The sequence below is a fragment of the Rugosimonospora acidiphila genome (assembly GCF_039543385.1).
Classification (GTDB): domain Bacteria; phylum Actinomycetota; class Actinomycetes; order Mycobacteriales; family Micromonosporaceae; genus Rugosimonospora; species Rugosimonospora acidiphila.
This window is the reverse complement of record NZ_BAABJQ010000004.1, coordinates 487,482-508,630: the sequence shown is the minus strand read 5'-3', so window position 1 is coordinate 508,630 and position 21,149 is coordinate 487,482. Positions and strand designations below refer to the sequence as shown.

Sequence of the window (21,149 nt, the reverse complement as noted above, 5' to 3'; positions counted from 1 at the left end):
TCAGGCCCACCGTCGCGATCTGCACCAGGTCGTCGAGGGGCTCCCCACGACCGTTGAACCGCTGCGCCAGATGCTGGGCCAACGGCAACCACGCCCGGATCGCCCGGTCACGCACCGACGCCCGCTCCGGGGCATCCGCCGGCAACTCGGCAAGGGACTTGAGCAGGCCGACGGCCTCGCCGTCGACGTTAGGCCGGCGGCTGCCATGCGCGGCTGGGGCCTGGTGGTTCGGCGCGCCAGCGGCGCGCTGGGTACGGGCGAGGGGCTTGGTTTCGGTCAGCGCGGTCATGGTGTTCCTCTCACACCTGTCCCGCGTCGATTCCACCCGGCAACGTCACGAGTGGATACGACACAGAGGTCGTACGCAGCAGGGGCGCCCACGCCTTGAGCGCCACCACGACCCAACGGGGCCGCTTGCCCTCGATCCGGTCGGAGCTACCTCACGACCGATGCGATCATCGGGCGTCTTGACCATACACCCGATTGGGGCTCCTCCGAAAGTATGAACCCCGGCCGCTCCGTGAAGTCCCGCACGCGTCGGTGTCCGGCTACTTCGCGAGGCCGGGTGCGGGGGCGGGCCGAACCTCGGTGATCCGCTCGTCGGACCGGGCGCCCCGGCGCAGGTCACGCGTTGTAGCGCCGATCAAGACCACCGCTATCACGCTCAGCAGCCCCCCGCTGACCAGAGCCACCATTCCCGAGGTGGCGCCGGCGACCAACCCGCCGCGCAGGTTGCCGAGGTCCGGCCCTGCCTGGCCGACGATCTGCTCGGCGGCGCCCACCCGTCCGAGCAGGGCGTTCGGCGTGTTCAGCTGCACGACCGTGCCCCGGGACACGACGGCTACCGTGTCGGCCGCGCCAGCCAGCACCAGGAACGCCAGGCCCAGCCACGGGTTCGTCGAGACGCCGAACAGCGCCAGCGCCACGCCCCAGGTGGCCGACCCGCAGAGCATGGTCAGGCCGGGGCGGCCCGGCCGGGTGAACGCGCCGGACAGCAGCGACGCGATGACCCCACCGACCGCTATCGCCGTCAGGAACAGGCCGAGGGTGCGCGGGTTGTTCCCGAACCGCTCGGCGTTGATCAGGGGGAACAGGCTGATCGGCATGGACAGTACGGTGGCGGCCAGGTCGGTGAGCAGCGCACCGCGTACCGCGGCACGGCGCACCATGAAGCCCAGCCCGTCCGCTATGCCGAGCAGGCCGGGGCGGGACGGCTCGCCCTCCGGGCGCATCGACGGCAGCCCGAACACGCCGTAGAACGCCAGCGTGAAGGAGACGGCGTCGATCAGGTAGCACCCGCCCACGCCCAGAGCGCCGAGGACCAGCCCACCCAGCGCGGGGCCGACCAGCATGGCGCCCTGGAAGCTGATCCGGTTGACGGCCAGCCCGGCCGGCACCTGCTCCTTGGGCAGCAGTCGCGGGATGAAGGTACTCGCCACGGGGCCGCCGCCCGCGACGAAGCATGACTGCGCGGCGACCAGTACCAGCACCCAGGCCGCCGGCACATGCCCGAGGAACCCCTGCACGGCCAGCAGCGCCGAGCACCCGGCCTGGCCGGCGGTCATGATGAGGGAGAACCTGCGCCGTTCGGTGCGATCGACCAGCGCCCCGGCGAAGAGCCCGAACGCGATGAGCGGAACCGCCTGTGCCACGCCGACCGCGCCGGTCCAGATGGTGCTCTGGGTCTGCTGCCAGACCTGGAACATCACCGCTACGAGGGTCATCTGAGTGCCGATGCCGGAGAACGAGCGGCCGATCCACAACCGCCGGAACTGGCGCGACGAGCGCAGCGGGGTCACGTCGATCAGCGCGTGCCTTACCCCCATGCCGACTCCCGGGCGCGCGGCCGGATCGCCTCCATCACGAGGCTCGGCCGCGGCCGGTTGATCCGCGCCCCGGCGCGAACCCGTTCAAAGCCGGCGTCCATCCTCGGCCGCTGCGACCGCTGCGGCCGTCACGAACTCTCTCCGGTCGGATCCGGTGGGGTGTTCCGGGCATCCGGCGATCGTAACGGCACTTACCGAAGCGCCGATCCGAATTTCCGGCGCCCTGCCGCCGGAGCGGGCCGGGCTGACCAGGGCCCGGGGCTGACCGAGGGCGGGGCTGATCGAGGGCGCGGGCTGATCGAGGGCGCGGGGCTTAACCGAGGGCCCGGGCCGCGGCGGCCCAGTTGTCGTGCAGGCGGTTCAGGTAGTCCTGTGACACCGATCCGGGCGTACCACCCTGGGCGAACGCCTTCATGTTGCCCGCGCCGGCGTTGTACCCCAGCGCGAGCAGGTCGTCCCTGGTGTACTTCGCGGGCCAGCCCGACGGCAGTTGGGCGGCCAGGTCGTGCAGGAACCAGGCGGCGGCCTCGATGGCGAGGTCGGGGTCGTCGGGCAGATCCTGCCAGCTCCGGTCGGCGAAGTCCCGGCCGCGCTTGGTGTCGTCGAAGGCGGCCTGGTGCATGTTGGCTATCCCGAACGCGGCGTCCGGATCGATCTTCGCCCAGGCCCGTTCGAACGCCGGGTCGTGTGGCTTGTACGACTCGTTGTAGAGGATCGCCATCAGCAGCTGAGGGTCGATCCCGGCCTGGCCGGCGTAGCGGCGCACCTGAGGGGAGAAGCGGGCCGGATCGTTGCCGGCCGGGTCATTGCCGGTCGGGTCATTGCCGGACGGGCCGGCGGGCGCGCTGGGGGCCGCCTTGGCGGTCGGGTGTGTGGCGCCGGTCGGGTGCGCGGGGCCCACGGGCCGGACGGTGGCGGTCGCGGGTGTCGCGCCGGTCGTGGATGGCCGGTCGCCGGCGGTCAGCCCGAAACACCCACCGGCCGCGCCGGCGAGCAGGATCGTGGCACCGGCCAGCACAGCGATGGCGGTCCCCGGATGCCGCCGCCCGTGGCGCCTCATCGGCCCCTCCCGTCGCCCCCGCCCGGCCTCGGGCGGGTGGACCGGTCGCCCGGGGCCTGCCCGCCACGGCCCAGTATGCCCGCACGGCGCACGGCCCGGCCGTGCTTCGCGGCGGCCGGCCGGTCGCGCGAGGCGAGATCCGGCCGGTCGCGCGAGGCGAGATCCGGCCGGTCGCGCGAGGCGAGATCCGGCCGGTCGCGCGAGGCGAGATCCGGCCGGGCCGCCCGGGCCAGCGAGATCCGGCCGGCGGACTCCGGCGCGGACTGCGGAGTCCGGCGCGGAGTTCGGCGCGAAAGAAGGCGGCGCCCCACCCGCGCTGGCGGGTGGGACGCCGCTGACGGCCGGGACGGGTCAGCCGCAGGTGATCTTCGCGTCCGCGAAGTCCGCGTGGTCGAAGAAGGCGTTGTCGCCGCCGTTGGTGGCGATGAGCCGGACGTACTTCGCGCCGGTGACGTCGGCGGTCACCTGCTTGGGGGCGTCGCCGCCGGTCAGCACGCCGGTGTCGGCGACCAGCTCACCATCGGCCCAGACCTGGAAGTCCGACGAGCCGTGCACCACGCCCGGCACGTCGACCTCGTCGTCGATGCCGGCGTAGAACTGCACCGACGTGCACCGCCCGGCCGCGTAGTAGTCGACCTCGGCCGGTGCCTCGGTGCCCAGGCCCTTGGCGTACGTGACGCCGCCGATGGTGATGGGCAGGCCATCCCCGGCGGCCGCGTTACCGCCGCTCATGTCCTTCTCGACCGGCCCGAGGTGGTTGACCGCGCTGGACCACGGCACGTCGGACAGGTAACTGGTACCCGCGTCGGGCGCGGTGGCCAGGTAGACGACGGCGCCGCCGCCGACCTCGGCGGCCTGGGCCTTCTTGCCATTGCCCCAGCCGTAGTTCACCGCGCCGGTGAGGTTCCAGTTCTGCTGCGCGGTACCGACCGGCGGGGTGACGTTCCAGGTGACGGTGAAGGTCTTGCCGGCGGCCAGCTTCTTGGTGCTGGGCTTGGTCAGCGGCGCCACCGTCCAGCCGGCCGGGGCCGCCAGGGACAACGTGACATTCGTGGCGTCCTCGGTGCCGCCGGTGTTGGTGACCCGGGTGACGATGTGGTTGTGCACGCCGGGCTGCACGGTGGACGGCTTGTTGTCCCCGAGCACCGTGGCGGGGTCGACCTCGTACGTCAGGTACGGGGCGGCCTTCGCCGCGCCCTTGCCCTGCGCGCTGATCCGGTACATGGCGACGCCATGCGCCGGTACGGCGGCGGACAGCCCACCGGTCGTCGTCGACACGGCACCGGTCCACAGGTCCTGCACCCGGTACTGCTTCGCCACAGGCAGCTTCAGTTTGGTGGCCGTGGTGGAGATGGTCGTCTCCCGGTCGCTCTCGTTGTACAGCACGACCGCCAGGTCACCGTTCGCCAGCGGCTTGGACAGCACGTGGTACCAGCCGTCGGTGCTCACGAACTCGGCGTGCAGGCCGAGCTTGTCCTGGTCGACCGCGATCACCTGCGGGTTGGCCACGATGTTCGCGGGTGCCTTGGCCGGCGATGCCTGCAGGATCAGCGGAGCGTTGTCCATCGCCCAGAGGCTGAACTGGGTCTGGTACTCGGTGGCCGTCATGCCGCCGAGGCCCGCCTCGAGCAGGTCCGGGTCGGTGAAGCTGTGCGGGGTCGCGTACTGCCCGCGCAGCATGTTCGTCTCCCAGATGGTGAGCATGCTGGTGTAGTTGTCCGCGATCGGCTTGGTGACCACGTTCGTGCGCCAGGTGGTGGCCAGCTGGGAACCCCACAGCCACGGCACGCTGTTGCCGTCCTCGTTGTTCATCGCGAACGCGATGTCATCGCCGAGCGCCTGCCGCATCGACGGGTACAGCGCCTGCGCGATCTGCTCCGAGGTCTGGCCGGGAAAGTTGGCGGTCGGAATGGAGCACCAGTCGTACTTGACGTAGTCGACGCCCCAGCTCTTGACCAGCGCGCCGTCGGTCGCCTCGTGCGAGTACGAGCCGGGCGCCGCGCCGGTACAGGTCTGGGTGCCGGCCGACAGGTTGAGGCCGAACTTGAGCCCCTTGCTGTGCACGTAGGCGATCAGCGGCCGCATGCCGGCCGGGAACCGGGTCGGATCGGCGGTCAGGTTGCCGGACCCGTCACGCTGCTTGGCCTCCCAGCAGTCGTCGATGATGACGTACGTGTACCCGGCGCTGGCCAGCGTGGCCATGGCGTTGACCGCCTGGCGGACAGAGATGTCGCTGACGTTGCAGCCGAGCGAGCGGCTGTTCCAGCCCATCGGCGGGGTGCTGATGTTGGGCGGCCCGGCGGCCGGGGAGACCGCGCCGGCGGTCTGCGGTAGGACCAGGGCCACCGCGGCGAGGATGACGGCGCTCAGGGCCGCCGTACGAATACGCATGATGGGTCCCCGTCAGGCTTTGTTGAGGGTCGGGTTGCCGGGCTCGATGACGAAGGAGCCGGAGGTGTAGGGCAGCGCGTACGGCTGGGTGACCAGCGGCAGCGACCGGAAGTCCACGTTCATCGCGTCCTTCGAGATGACGGTGCGGACGTACCCGCGCCGGCCGTTGAAGAACTTGACGTGCGGGTTCTCGGCCAGCAACGTCGCGGTGTTGGGCTCGGTGTCCACGCCGTTGCCCTCGGAGGTCACCGAGGTGGTGACCAGTTCGACGGCCACCGACTTCGACTCCGGGTCCTGGTAGTCGCGCTTGACCTCGCCGGCCCAGTGCGAGTGCACGTCGCCGGTGAGCACCACGGCGTTGCGCTGGTAGTCATCGATGAGCGCGGTCAGCCGGTTGCGGCTTTCCACGTAGCCGTCCCAACCCTCGTTGGAGTAGCCCACGTCCGGACCGTTGACCCAGTCCATCTGCATGAAGAAGACCTGCTGGGTCAGCACGTCCCAGACGGCCCGGGACTTCTTGAGATTGTTGTCCAGCCAGGCCTCCTGGTCGTCACCCAGGATGCTGCGGTTCGGCGAAAGGCGGTCGGTGCAGTCGGGCCCGACGTTGCCGGAAGCGCCGTCCAGGCAGGCCATGGCGTCGCGGTACTGGCGGGTGTCGAGCAGGTGGAGGTTGGCCAGCTGGCCCCACCGGATGGTGCGGTAGAGCTGGTCCGACGGCCCGTTCGGCTTCTGTGCCTTACGCAGCGGCATGTTCTCGTAGTACGCCTGGAACGCGGCGGCCCGGCGCGGCAGGAACGGCGGGATGGTCTCCTGCGCCCCGTCGCCCGCCCAGGCGTTCGCGACGTCGTGGTCGTCCCAGATGACCACCCAGGGCGCGATGGCGTGGGCCAGCTGCAGCTCCGGGTCCGCCTTGTGCTGGGTGTGCCGCAGCCGGTAGCTGGCCAGGTCGACGCACTCGCCGCCGGCCTGGTCGCGCACCGGGTACTTGTAGTCGGCGTACTCGTAGATGTAGTCACCGAGGAACGCGATGAGGTCCGGTTGATCCTCGGCCATCCGCCGGTAAGCGGTGAACCAGCCCATCTGGTAATCGGCGCACGAGGTGAACGACAGGTGCAGGTCGCGGCTCTTGGTGCCGGCGGCGGGGGCGGTCAGCGTGCGCCCGACCGGTGAGATCTCGCCGGCGGCCTTGAAGCGGTAGAAGTATTCGGCGCCGGAGTCCAGGCCGTTGACCTCGGCATGCACGCTGTGCGCGGACGCGCGCTTCGCGGTCTCGCTGCCCTTCTTGACGATCTTTTTGAAGTTCTCGTCCTTGGCCACCTGCCACTCGACCGTGACCGCCTGGTCCGGCATGCCGCCGAGCCCGTCCGGTGAGATCGGGTCCATGGCCAGCCGGGTCCAGAGCACGACGCCCTGCGGGTCGGGCTCACCGGACGCGACTCCCAGCTGGAAGACGTCCGACAGCTTCGGGGCGCTGGGGGCTTTCTTGCGCGCCGACGAGACACCCAGCGAGGTACCCAGTGCCGCCGCGGCGCCGAGCCCAGCGCCTCCGGCGAGGAGGGAACGCCTGCTGATCATATGAGGCTGAACTCCTTGCTCTGTCGGCGTTTCACGACCAGCAGCGCTGCGTCGCCGTGAGGGTTGCCAGTTGTGCAGTGTCGTGAACAGACTGTCGAAGCCATCGGGCGGCGAGGTGAACTTCTCCGGTGCCGGCCGTGACGAGTGGGGTGCCGTGAAGTGATCATTGTAGGTGCGGCGTGGCCGACGTTTCGATGGAGATCATTCGGCTGGTCGGCGGATGGCGGCCGTCCATTGTGGCCGTCATCATCGCGAGCAAAGTACCGAGTGGCGCCACGGCGGTCGCCCTCAACGCGAGCGTGACGCAGCCGACCTCGGACGGATGCCTCGCGGTCTACCCGCCGGCGGGCAGGGGTACTTTCTCGCCCCACCACGGTGAGCCGGCCGTATTACTGTGGCCGTCATGAATGAGGATCGGCTTGAGCGAGCGAAGATGCTCTACGAACGCGCGGTGTTCAACGGCGATCCGACCGCCGTGGAGACCGCACAGCGGGACCTCGACGGCGTCGAGGCCGACCTCGCGCTGGCCCGCGGTCGGATCCTGCACGCGCGGTTCCTCGCGAATCGGCGGGAGGACCAGGGCGAGCTGACGCTGTTCGAGCGCGCCGCCGAGCTGTACGGCGGCCTCGGCGACGTGCGTGGCGAGGCCGAGTCGTGGTTCTGGGTCGGCATCTTCCACCAGGTGGTGCGTGACGACAACGCCACCGCCCTGCCCGCGCTGGAGCGCTCGTACCAGCTCGCCGAGCAGGCCGACGACCGGCTGACCCGCTCGTACGCGGTCCGGCACCTGGGCTTCGCGGCGCAGGCCGACGGCGACCGGGATCTGGCCCGGGACCGGCTCACCGAGTCGGTCCGGCTGCGCCAGGAGATCGGCTTCGCGCCCGGGGTGGCGGCCGGTCTGCTCGCGCTCGCCGAACTGGCCGCCGAGTCCGGCGACGTGCCCGGCGCCCGGACGCTGCTCGCCCAGGCCGACGTGGTCGCGCAGGCGAGCGGTGCGGCGGGTACCCAGGTCTGGATTGCCGCGGCCCGCGACGAGTTGCCGCCGGTCGAGTCGTAGGCAGGCGCCGGCTCCCGCTGGTCACGCGATCCCGGCACTCGCCGGGACTATGACACTCGTCATGACGCCGCTATCATGACGGGTGTCATACCCTGAGCGGGCGCCGCGCCGCTCGCGAGATTCCGGCGCTGGGTCCGGGGCGGGAGGGGCGCGTGGACGTCGGGTTCATCGGCCTGGGGCTCATGGGGCAGCCCATGGCGCTCAACCTGGCCCGGGCGGGGACGCCGCTCGTGGTCTGGAACCGCACCGCCGGGAAGACCGCGGAGGTGGCCGCCGCCGGGGCGCGGGTCGCGTCGAGCCCGGCCGAGGTGTTCGCCCGGTGCGGCGTGGTCATCCTGATGCTGGCGGGGGAGCAGGCCATCGACCGGGTGCTCGGACGCGGTACCCCCGGCTTCGCCGACCGGGTGGCCGGGCGCATCACCGTCCACATGGGAACGACTTCGCCCGGCTACTCCCGGGCGCTTGAGGCGGAGGTGCGCGCGGGCGGCGGAGACTACGTCGAGGCGCCCGTCTCCGGATCGCGTACCCCGGCCGAGGCCGGGCAGCTCGTGGCGATGATGGCCGGCGAGCCCACGGCGACCCGCGCGGTACGGCCGCTGCTGACGCCCATGTGCCACCGGACGTTCGACTGTGGACCGGTGCCGGGCGCGCTGCACCTGAAGCTGGCCGTCAATCTGTACCTCATCACCATGGTCACCGGCCTGGCCGAGGCGTTCCACTTCGCCGACCGGCACGGGCTGGATCCGCGGCAACTGGCCGCCGTCCTCGACGACGGGCCGATGGCCAGCAGCGTGTCCCGGGTCAAGGCGCACAAGCTCGTCGACCTCGACTTCGCCGCCCAGGCCGCCGCGGCCGACGTCCTGATGAACAACCAGCTGATCGCCGCTTCCGCTCGCGAGTCGGGGGTCGCCTCACCGCTGCTGGACGTCTGCCACGGGCTGTTCACCGAGACCGTCGCGCTGGGCCACGGCGGCCTCGACATGGCCGCGGTCATCCACGCCATCGAGCGGCGCACGGCCGGGACGCCGGCAGTCGGCTAGCGATCCGGCGCCGCTGCGGCTCGGCGGCGTCTGGCCGCCGGAACCTGCGACCTCAGTAGCGGAGAGAGCTCGGCCACGACCGTGTCGAGCCGCCCGACGTCGCGGTGCACCCGAGCCAGCATGATGGCGCCCTCCAGCGCGCTGAGCATCAGCGTCGCCAGGCTCCGCGCCCGTGACCGCGGCACCTCCATGCGCGCCAACTCGTCCGCCACCGCGGTCTCCCACCGCTCGGTGGCCGCGCGCAGCTGCTCGTTCACGGCCGAGTCACCGCCGGCCAGGTCCGCGGCCGTCGCCATCACCGGGCACCCGCGCTCGTACCGGTGCGCGGTCAGGTCGTCCCGCCAGTACCGCACCAGATGCGCGAACAGTCCGGCGGGCGTCGGGTGGCGCGTGGTGTCCCGGTACCGGGTGGCCCAGTGCGCGGCGAAGTCACCGGACCAGACCAGCGCCTCCCCGACCAGTTGGTCCTTGCCGCCGGGGAAGTAGTGCTGGAAGGAACCGCGGGGAGCCTCGGCACGCGCCACCACCTCCCGTACGCCGGTGCCGGCGACGCCGTGCGAACGCACCAGCTGTGCCGCGCTGTAGACCATGCGTTCCCGAGGACCCCGTGCCGTGCCGGACATGGCGGCTCCCACTCGTTATGACATTCGTCATACCACCTTAGCAATCAGCCGGTCACGGTGACGGGATCGGAGGTCGCCTGGCTGGTGCCGGCCGAGTTTCCGCCAGACACCTGGCAGGCTATCTCGTCCCCGGCAACGGACGCGTCCGGCACGAAGTCCCGGCCGGTTACGGGGGACGGCAGCAACCGGTACCCCGGCAGGGCGGCCACGCCCCGGATGCCGCGTACCTGGCCCGGGTCGCCGGACAGTACCCGCGCGTCGACATGCACTTCGGTCTGGCTGGGGTCGAGATGGTCCACGCAGTGCCCCGCGGTGAGCACCCGATCCGGCGTGATGAGCACCCCGCCGCAGCCAGCCCGTTGCGGCAGTGGGGCATCGATCGTTTCGGCGAGGGTCGCCACCCATGGGGCCGTGGCCGCGTCGTCAACGGGCCCGCCGCCCGACATCGCCCGGCTCGGGCTCGCCGTGGCGAGGACGAGCGCGGCGCTAGCGGCAATGGCCGTTACCGGAAACAGGGAACGGATCATGGCAGAAGGCTATGGTCCGGGCGTCCCCAGCTCCTCCGGGATTTTCCCGGACGCAACCCCTACTCGGTCAACTGCCGCAGGCCGATCACCGATAGCGCCGTGGCGGCGGTCCGGTCCGGTCAACAGGAGGGGCGACGCGACGCGTCATATTGGTGTGACCTTCGAGGAGTACGTCCGGCAGCGCGGCGCGGCCCTGGTGCGAGTGGCCCGCCTGCTCACCGGTGACGTGCAACTGGGCGAGGACCTGGCGCAGGACGTCCTGGCCAAGGCGTACCCGCGGTGGAGTCGCATCGTCCGGACCGAGCGGCCCGATCTCTACCTGCGCCGGATGCTGGTGAACGCGAACGTCTCGCGCCAGCGCCGCCGGGCGGCCCAGGAATACGTCGGGGTCGGCACGATCGAGGGCGTGGTGCCCGCTGCCGAGCACGAGATCGTCGAGCGGGACGAGATCTGGCGCCTGCTGGCCGGCCTGCCCCGGCGGCAGCGCGCCGCCGTCGTGCTGCGCTACTACGAGGACCTTGACGACGCGATGATCGCCGAGATTCTGGACTGCGCGCCGGTCACCGTCCGTACCCACGTCATGCGTGCTCTCGCCACTTTGCGCGAGCGGATCGATCAGCGGACCACGCCCAGCCTAGGAGCCAGACGATGACCGACCTCGAGGAAATCCTGATCCGGACGCTGGAGGACCGCGCGACGCCCGAGGTTCCCATCGAGCGGCTGCTGACGGTGACGCGTGAACGCGGTCGGCGCCGGCAGCGGCTCCGCCGGGTCGCCGGGCTGAGCGCCGGCGGGGCGCTGACGGTCGCGGCCCTGGTCGGCGCGGCGGTCACCGTTCCGGCGCTGGCCACTCACCAGACCCGGGCGACGGGGACCGCCGGCGCGGGCGGCGGCCCGGCCACCGCCGTACCCTCCGCCGCCATGCCCTCCGCCACCATGCCCTCCGCCACCGTTGGGCCTTCCGCGCCCACCGCGCCCTTCTCCACCACCGATCCCCGCGCCGGCCTGTCCACGCTGACCGGGCTGCCGGCCCTGCCGGTCGCGGCCGGGGCGGTCATCGCGCGCACCGATCCGGCGGTGGTGGGCAGCGACCCGCTGCTGCTGCACTTCGAGGTGGATCCGGCGGTGCTGCCGGCCCAGTTCCTGGAGGCCGAGTGGCGCTCCCTGGACGGGTTGGAGGACCTGAACGTGCAGACCACCAAGGCCCTCCCTTTCGGGGATCCCGGTTTCAAGGTGCAGGTCAGCCACCAGGCGCAGGACCTGGACAAGCTGTCGTCGGGCGGGCGTCGGGCGGTGAGGGTCGGCGCGACCACCGGCACGCTGAGCCTGGACCAGAGCCAGGGGATTTCGGCGGCGGAGCTGCGCTGGCAGCCGGTACCCGGCCTCTGGGCCCAGGTACAGGTTACGGGTGGTGAGTCCGCGGCGCTGCGGGTCGCGAACGCGGTCGGCTTCGACCGGGTCAGCCGGTGCGTGGTGCCGTTCCGGCTCACCTCGGTACCCGCCGGGGCCAGCGTGGACTCCTGTGCGGTGGCGGTGATGACGAGCGGGGCGACCGGGCTGATGAGCCTGCACCTGCCGCCCAGCGCCTCGGGCGGTGCCTCGGCGGGCAGTGACGTGACCGTCGAGGTCGACCGGGGGGTAACGGTCACCAAGCCGAACCAGAAAGTCGGCGGACGCCCGGCCATGCTGCGTGAGTACCAGGGCGACGCCAAGCACCCGGTCCTTCAGCTAGATGTCGACCACGCCGGCTACACCGTGGACCTGCTGGCCGAAGGGCAGTACGACCCCGCGGTCATACTCGACCTGGCGAACGGCTTCCAGGACGCCGGCAGCCCGGATCCGCGGACCTGGCCGGCGGATTCGCTGGGTTGAGCGATGCCGTACCGCGTTGTCGAGGGCGGCACGGCAGGCTGACCCGCGGCGGTCGTCGGCGTGCGATGGCGGGATGGAGATCTTCGTACGTCGGGCCACCGTGGCGGGACGGGCCGGCCCTCGCCGAGCTGCGCTGGACGTGTGGGGTGGACGAGCGCGGCGAGCCGTCCGGCGACCGAGCCGCCTTCGTCGCGGCGTTCACCTCGTGGGTACGCGCGCCATCCAGTGGCTCAACCAACAGGGGGGTTGGGGGACCGGCGGCCCACCGGCGGACCCGCCGCCCCGGCGGTCCGGAGCGGGCCGCCGGCCCGCTGTGAGAAACTCGGTCGAGTGCAGATCAAGACCCTAGGGCCACTCGAGGTTCGGACCGACGACGGCGTCCTGGCCGACGTGCCGGGCGCCCGGCTGCGCGGGTTGTTGATCGCCCTCGCGTGCGAACCAGGTCAGGTCGTGCCGAGGGCGACCCTCGTCGACTGGGTGTGGGGCGAGTACCCGCCCTCCGACGCGGCGAATGCCCTCCAACGTCTGGTTTCCCGGCTGCGCAAGGCGCTGCCCGAGGGGTTGATCGAGGGGCAGGGCGGCGGCTACCGGTTGGCGGTGGACCCCGACGCCGTCGACGCCGTGCGGTTCGAACGCCTCCTTGACCAGGCCCGCGATGACCAGGGTCCGCGACGGATCCGGCTGCTGCGCGAGGCGTTGACTTTGTGGCGCGGCGCGGCGATGCAGGATGTCGGACTACAGGACAGTGAAGCGTTTGACGCGGCGGTGACCCGACTCGAGCGGCTACGCCTGAGCGCCACGGAGGACCGGTTCGACGCGGAGGTCGGTCTCGGCCACGGTGCCGAGCTGATCGGGGAGCTGACCGATCTGGTCGCCGCGCATCCCGTGCGGGAACGGCTCGTCGCCGCGCTGATGCGGGCCCTCGTCGCGGCCGGTCGCGACAACGAGGCGCTGCTCGTGTACCAGCGCACCAGGGAAGCCCTGGCAGACGAGCTGGGCGTCGACCCCTCACCGGAACTCTCCGCGTTGCACGTCGCGCTGCTGCAGGGCGAGTTGGGGCAGCGGGAGGAGAGCCGGAAGACCAACCTGCGTGCCGAGCTGACCAGCTTCGTCGGCAAGGACGCCGATGTCACCGCGGTCCGCGAGCTCATCGCCGAACACCGGCTCACCACCCTGGTCGGGCCGGGCGGCGCGGGGAAGACCAGGCTGGCCACGGAGACCGCCCGTACGCTGGTCGGTGACCTGCCCGACGGGGCCTGGCTGGTGGAGCTCGCCGCCATCGGCGCGGACGGGGACGTGGCACAGTCGACGCTCGCCGGGCTCGGCCTTCGGGACACCCTGCTCGGCGAGACACCGCACGCGGACCTGACGGACCGGCTCATCGCCGCGATTCGGGAGCGGGAGGCGCTGCTGATCCTGGACAACTGTGAGCACGTGATCGAGTCGGCGGCGGCGTTCGCCCATCGGGTGCTCGGGGAGTGCCGGCGGCTGCGGATCTTGGCGACGAGCAGGGAACCGCTCGGCATCACCGGCGAGGCGCTGTGGCTGGTCGAGCCGCTGACCGTGCCGAGAGGGGACGCCGGCTCCGGTGAGATCGAGTCCTCTCCGGCGGTGCGGTTGCTGCGCGACCGGGCCGGCGCGGTGCGCAGAGATCTCGCGGTCGACGGCCACGCGCTGTCGACGATGGTGCGGGTCTGCCGGGCGCTGGACGGCATGCCGCTGGCGATCGAACTGGCCGCGGCCAGGCTGCGCACCATGTCCCTCGACCAGCTCGCCAACCGGCTCGACGACCGGTTCCGCCTGCTGACCAGCGGTAGCCGCACCGCGTTGCCGCGGCACAAGACACTGCGCGCGGTGGTCGACTGGAGTTGGGAGTTACTCACCAACGCCGAACGGATGGTTCTGCGCAGGCTCTCGGTGTTCTCGGGCGGGGCGAGTCTGGAAGCGGCCGAGCGGGTCTGCGCCGGCGACGCGGTCGAGCGGGAGCAGGTGCTCGAGCTGCTCACCTCGCTGGCCGAGAAATCGCTGCTGCTCGCCGCGGGCGGCAGCGTACCGCGCTACCGGATGCTCGGCACGATCAAGGAGTACGCCGGACACCGGCTCCTTGAGGCGGGAGAATCGGACCAGGCGCGCCTCGCGCATCTCGCCTACTTCACCGAGCTCACCGAGACCGCGGAGCCGCATCTTCGCCGGGCCGAGCAGTTGGAATGGCTGGCCACGCTCGAGGCCGAGCACGACAACATCGGCCTCGCGATGCGTGGTGCGCTCGCGGCCGGCGAGGCACTCGCGGCGATGCGGCTCGCGGCTGGCTCCGGCTGGTACTGGTGGCTCGCCGGGTACAAGACCGAAGGCATCGAGCTGCTCACCGCGGCCGCCGAGGCCCAGGGCGAGGTGCCCGATGAGGTCCGGGCCACGGTGTACGCGTTGGTCGTGCATTTCGTCGGCGGCGGGCGGGGCGACCAGTACGAGGCGGCGGAGTGGATCCACAAGGCGTACCAATTCAGCCAGCGCACCAACTCCCGCGACCCGAAGCTGGCGTTCGTCGCCCCGCTGGAACGGCTGTTGCAGGCGCCGGACGACTTCATGCCCGCGTTCGAACTACTGCTGGACAACGAGGACCCCTGGGTACGCGCACTGGCCCGGCTGCACCTCGGCAAGATGCGGATCATCCTTGGCCAGGGCGGGCGGGACGCGGACGCGCACCTCGAGACGGCGCTCGCCGAGTTTCGGGCACTCGGCGAACGGTACGGAATCTCGCTCGCCCTGACCGAGCTGGCGGACCGGATCGCCACCCGGGGCGAGTTCGCCGGTGCGTGCGAGCACTACGAACAGGCGATCGCGATCGTTACCGAAGTCGGTGCGATCTACGACGTCATCCGGATGCGGTCGCGACAGGCTCAGCTGTACTGGCTGCTCGGCGAGGCAGATTCCAGCGCGGCCGCCATAGCCGAGGCGCAGCGGTGCGCGGAACAGGTCACCTGGCAGGATGGGCTGGCCGAGCTGGCTCTCGCGCGGGCGGAACTCGCCCGTTGGGCCGGCGACGCCGAGGAGGCCCGCCAGCAACTCGGCGTCGCGACCACCATGCTCGGCGAGGAAGCGGAGCGGGCGAGCATCCGGGCGGTGACACACGACCTGCTCGGCCACCTCGCCGATGATCTCGGCGAGGCCCGGACGCACCACGCGAAGGCCTGCCGGGCGGCGGCCGAGGCGGGGTACGCACCCCTGACCGCGCAGGTTCTCGTCGGGATCGCGGACCTGGCGTTGCGCCGTGACCAGTACGAACAGGCCGCGCGGCTGCTCGCGGCAGGAGTCGGCGTACGCGGGCTGCGGGATCGGTCCCACCCGGACGTGGCCCGGATCGAGCGGGCCGTGCGGCGCCACCTCGGCGATGCGCGGTTCGCCGACGCCACTCGGGAGGGCACGCAGACGAGTTGGTCGCGGCTGGCGGCGGTCACGCTCGCCCCCTGACACAGCGGCCCGGCGAGGTGTAGGTCTCGCCAGTGGCCGTGTCAGGGTCGTGACCGGAGGGTGTCAGCCGGGGTCCCGATGCTGTTCGCATGACGAGTTCAGCGATTGCGGTTTCGGGGTTACGGAAGGCGTACAAGGGCAGGACCGTTCTGGACGGCATCGATCTCGATGTTCGCGCGGGTACGGTGTTCTCATTGCTCGGCCCGAATGGGGCGGGTAAGACCACGACGGTGAACGTGTTGACCACGTTGACGAGTCCCGACGGTGGGACGGTGCGTATCGCCGGGCGTGATGTGCTGACCGAGACCAAGGCGGTACGCGCGGCGATCGGGGTGACCGGTCAGTTCGCGGCGGTGGATGAGCTGCTGACCGGTCGGGAGAACCTGCAGTTGATGGCGGAGCTCAAGCGACTGGGCTCCGCCGAGGGCAAGCGGATTGTCGCCGGATTGCTGGAGCGGTTCGATCTGGTCGACTCGGCGCAGCGGTTGGTGTCGACGTATTCCGGGGGGATGCGCCGGAAGCTGGATCTGGCGATGACGCTGGTCGGCGGCCCGCGGATCATTTTCCTGGATGAGCCGACCACGGGGTTGGATCCGCGTAGCCGGCGCGCGATGTGGGGAATTATCCGGGGCTTGGTGGCCGACGGGGTCACGGTCTTTTTGACCACGCAGTATTTGGACGAGGCCGACCAGTTGGCTGACCGGATCGCCGTGCTGGATCACGGCAGGTTGGTTGCTGAGGGTTCTCCCGAACAGTTGAAGCGTCAGATCGCGGGCAGTCACGTTCGGCTGCGGTTCGCGGGGGTTGCCGAGTTCGAGGCGGCAGCGAAGGTGCTACCCGATGCCACCAGCGGCGATGAGAGCCTCACCCTGCGGGTTGCTGGCGCTGGTGGCGTGAAGTCGGTACGGGACCTGCTGAACCGGCTGGCTGAGCATGCGATCGAGGTGGAGGAGTTCTCGGTGCACACACCGGATCTTGATGATGTCTTTCTGGCCCTGACCGGTCGTGCCGACGTGGAGGTGAACGCGTGATGAGCGCCGATTCGACGATTATGTTGCGTCGTAATTTCAAGCACACGTTCCGGAACCCGACAGCGGTGTTCAATTCGGTGCTGTTCCCGGTCGTGATTATGGTGATGTTCGTATACGTGATCGGCGGTGCGTTCGACGTCGGTGTGAACTATGTCGACTACGCGGCGCCGGGGATGATCGTGTTGGCGATCAGTTACGGGTTGAGCGCGACGTCCACGGCGGTGAACTCCGATATGACGAAGGGGATCATCAACCGGTTCAAGGTGATGGATATCTCGCGTGGTGCGGTGTTGACCGGTCATGTCATCGCAAGCCTGCTGCGCAGTGTGATCGCGGTGGCGGCGATCGTGGGAGTTGGACTCTTGATGGGGTTCCGGCCGTCGGCGGGCTGGTTGGAGTGGTTGGCCGTGGTCGGGTTCGTCGTGCTCGTGTGTTTCGCGACGAGCTGGTTCACGGTGGCGTTGGGGTTGTTCGCGAAGACGCCGGAGTCGGCGGGGTTGGCGACGGTTCCGCTGGTCATGTTGCCGTTCTTGAGTAGCGCGATCGTGCCGGCCGACACGATGGCGGCCGGGGTGCGGCAGTTCGCGGAGTATCAGCCGTTCACTCCGATCATCGAGACGCTGCGCGGGCTGCTGACCGGTACGCCCTCCGCCGGTACCGCGATCGAGGCGATCGCCTGGTGCGTCGGGATCGGCCTCGTCGGATACCTGTGGGCACTCGCCACCTTCAAGAAGCGAGCCTGACCTCCGGCGCGAGTCCGCTGGTGCGCGAGCCACCAGCGGACAGGGGCGCGGGCGCAGAGACGAACACTTCGCCGGCCGAATCGGCCTCGCCGTCAAGTACCTGAAGAGGAACCATCATGCCTACGTTCGCCACGCCGGAGCCCATCCTCGCCACCGTGTCGGTCGCGGGTGCCCGGGTGCGGATCAGCGCCAGCGACCGGACCGACACCGTCGTGCGGGTCGAACCCATCGACAGCGCGAGCCGGCGGGACCTGAAGGTGGCCGAGAAGACCAGGGTCGACTTCTCCGGCGGTCGCCTGACGGTCAAGACGACCGTCCCAGGCGACAAGGTCGGTTCGGTGGACATCGCGATCGACCTGCCCATCGGCTCCGGCCTGGTCGCGTACGCAACGCACTCGAGCGTCCACGCCGACGGCCCGCTCGGCGACTGCGAACTGCACATCGCGTCGAGTCGGGTTCACCTCGATGGCGTCAACGCGTTGCAGGCGAACATCGCGGCCGGTGAGGTCGAGGTCGGACACATCGTGGAGCGTGCCAGCGTCGAAGGCCTGGTGGTCGGGGGCCCGCAGCAGTAGTTGGTCGTCCTCGGTGCCTGATTTCAGCAGTTCGAACATGCGCGTGCCATTGGTCTCCAGCCACACCTGCAGTTCGTCCAGCGTCGCGCCGCCGATGATCTGCTTGCGTGCTCACCGAGTGTGCCGCGCGCGCCGTCGGGCGCGACGACGCTGCCGGTCACGACCATGGTCTGGCTGTCCACCGCGATCCTGATCGGCGCGATCGGAGGCGCGGCGATCGTCGCTGGCGGCGTCGCCGGCGATCCGATGGAGAAGATGATCGACGCCGAGAGCCAAACCGCGACGACGGAGCGCTGAGCCATGGCACTGCGAGGTCTCGGGATCAACTACGACACCGGATTCTTCCCGGGCGGGAAAATCTCCCGCCAGCACTTCGACCGCGACATCGTCCGGCACGAGCTGCACGTCATCAGGCACGACCTGCACTGCGCCGCCGTCCGAATCTCCGGCGGCGACCCCGAGCGCCTCTCCGCCGCGGCCGAGTTGGCTGCGGCGGAGGGCCTCGAGGTCTGGTTCGCGCCGTTCCCGTGCGAGCTGACCACCGACGAGCTACGGCCGTTCTTCGTCGACTGTGCCGATCGCGCCGAGGCAGTCCGAACCGTCGCCACCGCGCCGGTGGTGCTCGTGCTTGGCTGCGAACTCAGCCTGTTCGGCGCCGGCTTCCTGCCCGGGAACACGGTCTTCCAGCGCATCGACGGGCTGATGCGGGGTAGCGCCGGGTCGGTCCGTTCAGCGGCCGGGCAGCTGGACGAGTTCTTCGCCGACGTGGTGACGCAGGCTCGCACCCGGTTCCACGGCCCGATCACGTACGCGTCCGGCACCTGGGAGTTCATCGATTGGACGCCGTTCGACATCGTGGCCATCGACGCCTACCGCGACGCGAACACCGCCGGGACGTACGCGCAGGAATTGCGGGCCCAGGTCGAGCGCACCGACAAGCCGGTCGTGGTCACCGAGTTCGGCTGCTGCACGTACGTCGGGGCGGCCGATCGCGGCGGCATCGGCTGGGACATCGTGGACGACACCTCGACGTCGCCCGCCCGGATCCCCGGCGACTATCAGCGCGACGAGAGCGAGCAGGTGCGTTACCTGCACGAATGCTTGAACGTCTTCGACGAGGTCGGCGTGGACAGCGCGTTCTGGTTCACGTTCGCGTCATTCGACGCCTTGCATCGTGAGGATCCGCACCAGGATCTGGACCTCGCGTCGTACGGCGTGGTGAAGATGATCGGCGAGTCCGCGTGGCAGCCGAAGGAGTCGTTCTCGGCGCTCGCGGAGGCGTACCGGCGCAGGGGGTGAGGCCCGCCGGCTCGTACCCTCACTCGGTGAACTGTTCGAGGCCAGTGACCCGGAGCAGTTCCAGCGCCGATGCCTCGGGCGTGCCGGCCGCCGCCGAGTAGAGCAGGACGCTCTGATCGGCCTCTGGCACCAGAAGGGCATCGCAGTCAAGGGTGAGCCGTCCGAGTTGCGGGTGTGTGATCGTGACGCTGCTGGCGCGTACCCGCCCCGATCGGCCAGCCTGCCACAGGCTGTCGAACCGCGTGCTGCCGGCGCGTAGGTCGCTGACGAGGCGGGTGAGGTCCGGGTCGTCGGGGTAGCGGGCCTGCGCGGTGCGCAGGCAGCCGACGCAATCGGCGGCCGAGTCGGAGTCCGGCGACAGCGCGATGGTGTCGATGCCGGTGCCGATGAACCGCTGCCGGATGAGGTTACGCTGGATGAGCGGCAGCGCGGAGAAGTCGCCGAACAGCGCGGTGGCGAGCGGGTTCCAGGCCAGTACGTCGGACTTGGCCGACAGTACGAGGGCGGGCAGGTCCGACACCCTGTCCAGCAGTCGCAGCACGCTCGGCCGGACCAGCATCGGGACGTGGCCGGCCCGCGGCGGGTCGGAGCCAGCCAGCCGGAACAGCGTGTCGCGGTCTTCGCCGTCAAGCCTCAGCGCCCTGGCCAGCGCGCTGAGTACCTGTGTCGATGGTCTGGGGCCGCGTCCCTGCTCGAGCCGGATCACGTAGTCGACGCCGAGGCCGGCGAGTTGCGCGACCTCCTCACGGCGGAGTCCGGGCACCTGCCTGCGCAGACCCGTAGGCAGGCCGACGTCGGCGGGCTTGATACGCGATCGCGCAGTACGCAGCACCGCGGCCAGTTCATCTCGGTCCACGACCATCATTCTGCCGAGGTTGCCGTGGCGAGGACTGGTACTGGCAGTCCCAGGCGACACCGGTCTCTGGCCGCCCCGCGCGCCGGCGCCGAGACTACCGCCATGGCAACGACGACTGCCCTGGTCACCGGGGCGAACAAGGGGTTGGGACGGGAGACCGTGCGCCGGCTCGCGGCCCTCGGGTGGGATGTGTTCCTGGCATCCCGGGATGAGCGACGCGGGAACGCGGCCGTGGAGGATTTGGCCGAGGAGGGGCTGGAGGTGCGGTTCATCGCACTCGACGTGACCTCCGACGAGTCCGTCGCGGCCGCCGCGGACAGCGTGAAGACGCAGGTAGGCCGACTGGATGTGCTGGTGAACAACGCCGGTGTCGGCGGTCCGGTGAACCCGCCGGCCGAGACGCGGGCAGCCGAACTGCGGGACGTGTTCGAGGTGAATGTGTTGGGCCCGATCCGGGTGACGAACGCCTTCCTGCCGCTGCTGCGCGCCGCGGAGTGGCCCAGGATCGTGATGGTCTCCAGCGGTATGGGATCGTTCGCCGTGGCGAACAATCCGCGCTGGTCCGGGATGATGCCCGCGCAGCTTGGTTACCCCGCGTCCAAGGCGGCCCTGAACATGGTCACCAACCAGTACGCTCGCGGGCTGAGGGGTATCCGGGTCAACGCCGTGGACCCGGGCTACACCGCGACCGATCTCACCGGCCACCAGGGTTTGCAGACGGTGAACGAGGGGACCGACGCGATCGTGCGCCTGGCTACCATCGGTCCGGACGGCCCGACCGGCGGCTTCTTCAACCGGGAGGGGACTGTGGCGTGGTGACCGGCATTCTGTCGCTCGGGCTGCACCCGAGTGCCATCGACTACAGTGTGCACCCAGGCCTCGACGAGGCGACGCTGACGGCCCGGATCGCGTCAGGTGAGGCTGCACTGCACGAACTGGGCTTCGATGTTGTGTCGTGTGCGATCCCCGCCGACCCGGACGAGGCGGAGAAACAGGTCCGCGACTGCGTCGCCGCGAATCCGGTACGGGTCGCGATGATTGGCGCGGGACTGCGGATGGCTGCCGAGCACACTGTCCTGTTCGAGCGGCTGGTGAACCTGCTCAACCAGCTCGTCCCCGGCATCATCTTCTGTTTCAACACCTCACCGGAGACCACCATCGACGCGCTGCGGCGGTCGGCGCGCCCGAGCGGCTGAGGATCGAGGC

Annotated in this window: 19 protein-coding genes and 1 pseudogene; 12 read left to right on the top strand and 8 right to left on the bottom strand. The window is 70.5% G+C overall.

Annotated elements, in window-relative coordinates; translation table 11 throughout:
* The 5 genes and pseudogenes from ABEA87_RS10015 to ABEA87_RS09995 form a co-directional block, all read right to left on the bottom strand.
* Positions 1–289: pseudogene (locus tag ABEA87_RS10015) on the bottom strand (RNA polymerase sigma factor SigF); the annotation flags it as partial.
* 259 nt (positions 290–548) lie between these two features.
* Complete coding sequence (locus tag ABEA87_RS10010) at positions 549–1,826, bottom strand: MFS transporter (RefSeq protein ID WP_345628159.1); 1,278 nt, start codon at positions 1,824–1,826, stop codon at positions 549–551.
* A gap of 313 nt (positions 1,827–2,139) precedes the next feature.
* Positions 2,140–2,886: a transglycosylase SLT domain-containing protein gene (locus tag ABEA87_RS10005; protein ID WP_345628157.1), complete on the bottom strand. Its 747-nt coding sequence runs from the start codon at positions 2,884–2,886 to the stop codon at positions 2,140–2,142.
* Positions 2,887–3,237: 351 nt separating this feature from the next.
* The gene (locus tag ABEA87_RS10000) at positions 3,238–5,277 is read right to left on the bottom strand and encodes an NPCBM/NEW2 domain-containing protein (RefSeq protein WP_345628155.1); all 2,040 of its coding nucleotides are present in this window, start codon (positions 5,275–5,277) and stop codon (positions 3,238–3,240) included.
* 12 nt (positions 5,278–5,289) lie between these two features.
* Positions 5,290–6,852, bottom strand: a complete 1,563-nt coding sequence (locus ABEA87_RS09995; protein ID WP_345628153.1) for an alkaline phosphatase D family protein — start codon at positions 6,850–6,852, stop codon at positions 5,290–5,292.
* 403 nt (positions 6,853–7,255) lie between these two features.
* On the opposite strand from ABEA87_RS09995, the gene ABEA87_RS09990 reads away from it, so the two are divergent.
* On the top strand, positions 7,256–7,909 hold the full coding sequence (locus tag ABEA87_RS09990; RefSeq protein ID WP_345628151.1) for a tetratricopeptide repeat protein: 654 nt from the start codon (positions 7,256–7,258) through the stop codon (positions 7,907–7,909).
* A gap of 152 nt (positions 7,910–8,061) precedes the next feature.
* Positions 8,062–8,949, top strand: a complete 888-nt coding sequence (locus tag ABEA87_RS09985) for an NAD(P)-dependent oxidoreductase (protein ID WP_345628149.1) — start codon at positions 8,062–8,064, stop codon at positions 8,947–8,949.
* Here ABEA87_RS09985 and ABEA87_RS09980 read toward each other — a convergent pair.
* Both ABEA87_RS09980 and ABEA87_RS09975 read right to left on the bottom strand, forming a co-directional pair.
* Positions 8,946–9,572 carry a TetR/AcrR family transcriptional regulator gene (locus tag ABEA87_RS09980; protein ID WP_345628147.1) on the bottom strand — a complete coding sequence of 209 codons (627 nt, stop codon included), beginning with the start codon at positions 9,570–9,572 and terminating at the stop codon, positions 8,946–8,948. The genes ABEA87_RS09985 and ABEA87_RS09980 overlap by 4 nt on opposite strands.
* 44 nt (positions 9,573–9,616) lie before the next feature.
* Complete coding sequence (locus ABEA87_RS09975; RefSeq protein ID WP_345628145.1) at positions 9,617–10,099, bottom strand: trypsin-like serine protease; 483 nt, start codon at positions 10,097–10,099, stop codon at positions 9,617–9,619.
* Between the two features lie 154 nt (positions 10,100–10,253).
* On the opposite strand from ABEA87_RS09975, the gene ABEA87_RS09970 reads away from it, so the two are divergent.
* The 8 genes from ABEA87_RS09970 (at position 10,254) to ABEA87_RS09935 (ending at position 19,087) form a co-directional block, all read left to right on the top strand.
* Complete coding sequence (locus ABEA87_RS09970) at positions 10,254–10,751, top strand: SigE family RNA polymerase sigma factor (protein ID WP_345628143.1); 498 nt, start codon at positions 10,254–10,256, stop codon at positions 10,749–10,751.
* Positions 10,748–11,971, top strand: a complete 1,224-nt coding sequence (locus ABEA87_RS09965; protein ID WP_345628141.1) for a hypothetical protein — start codon at positions 10,748–10,750, stop codon at positions 11,969–11,971. The genes ABEA87_RS09970 and ABEA87_RS09965 overlap by 4 nt, the downstream gene beginning before the upstream one ends.
* Positions 11,972–12,301: 330 nt before the next feature.
* Positions 12,302–15,439, top strand: a complete 3,138-nt coding sequence (locus tag ABEA87_RS09960; protein WP_345628139.1) for a BTAD domain-containing putative transcriptional regulator — start codon at positions 12,302–12,304, stop codon at positions 15,437–15,439.
* Positions 15,440–15,528: 89 nt separating this feature from the next.
* Positions 15,529–16,470 (top strand): ATP-binding cassette domain-containing protein, encoded by a 942-nt coding sequence (locus ABEA87_RS09955; RefSeq protein WP_345628137.1) that lies wholly within the window; start codon positions 15,529–15,531, stop codon positions 16,468–16,470.
* A complete protein-coding gene (locus ABEA87_RS09950) occupies positions 16,470–17,213 on the top strand; it encodes an ABC transporter permease (protein ID WP_345628135.1) in 744 nt (247 codons plus the stop codon). The genes ABEA87_RS09955 and ABEA87_RS09950 overlap by 1 nt, the downstream gene beginning before the upstream one ends.
* A 116-nt stretch (positions 17,214–17,329) precedes the next feature.
* The gene (locus tag ABEA87_RS09945; RefSeq protein WP_345628133.1) at positions 17,330–17,788 is read left to right on the top strand and encodes a hypothetical protein; all 459 of its coding nucleotides are present in this window, start codon (positions 17,330–17,332) and stop codon (positions 17,786–17,788) included.
* Positions 17,789–17,908: 120 nt separating this feature from the next.
* On the top strand, positions 17,909–18,085 hold the full coding sequence (locus tag ABEA87_RS09940; RefSeq protein ID WP_345628131.1) for a hypothetical protein: 177 nt from the start codon (positions 17,909–17,911) through the stop codon (positions 18,083–18,085).
* A 3-nt stretch (positions 18,086–18,088) separates the two neighbouring features.
* Positions 18,089–19,087 carry a hypothetical protein gene (locus tag ABEA87_RS09935; RefSeq protein WP_345628130.1) on the top strand — a complete coding sequence of 333 codons (999 nt, stop codon included), beginning with the start codon at positions 18,089–18,091 and terminating at the stop codon, positions 19,085–19,087.
* A gap of 19 nt (positions 19,088–19,106) precedes the next feature.
* On the opposite strand, the gene ABEA87_RS09930 is transcribed toward ABEA87_RS09935, so the two are convergent.
* Positions 19,107–19,943 carry a helix-turn-helix transcriptional regulator gene (locus tag ABEA87_RS09930; RefSeq protein WP_345628129.1) on the bottom strand — a complete coding sequence of 279 codons (837 nt, stop codon included), beginning with the start codon at positions 19,941–19,943 and terminating at the stop codon, positions 19,107–19,109.
* Between the two features lie 102 nt (positions 19,944–20,045).
* On the opposite strand from ABEA87_RS09930, the gene ABEA87_RS09925 reads away from it, so the two are divergent.
* Together ABEA87_RS09925 and ABEA87_RS09920 are read left to right on the top strand one after the other, a co-directional pair.
* Positions 20,046–20,762, top strand: coding sequence for an SDR family oxidoreductase (locus ABEA87_RS09925; protein ID WP_345628128.1), 717 nt, complete (start codon positions 20,046–20,048; stop codon positions 20,760–20,762).
* On the top strand, positions 20,759–21,139 hold the full coding sequence (locus ABEA87_RS09920; RefSeq protein ID WP_345628126.1) for a hypothetical protein: 381 nt from the start codon (positions 20,759–20,761) through the stop codon (positions 21,137–21,139). Before ABEA87_RS09925 ends, ABEA87_RS09920 begins: the two co-directional genes overlap by 4 nt.
* Positions 21,140–21,149: the final 10 nt, after the last annotated feature.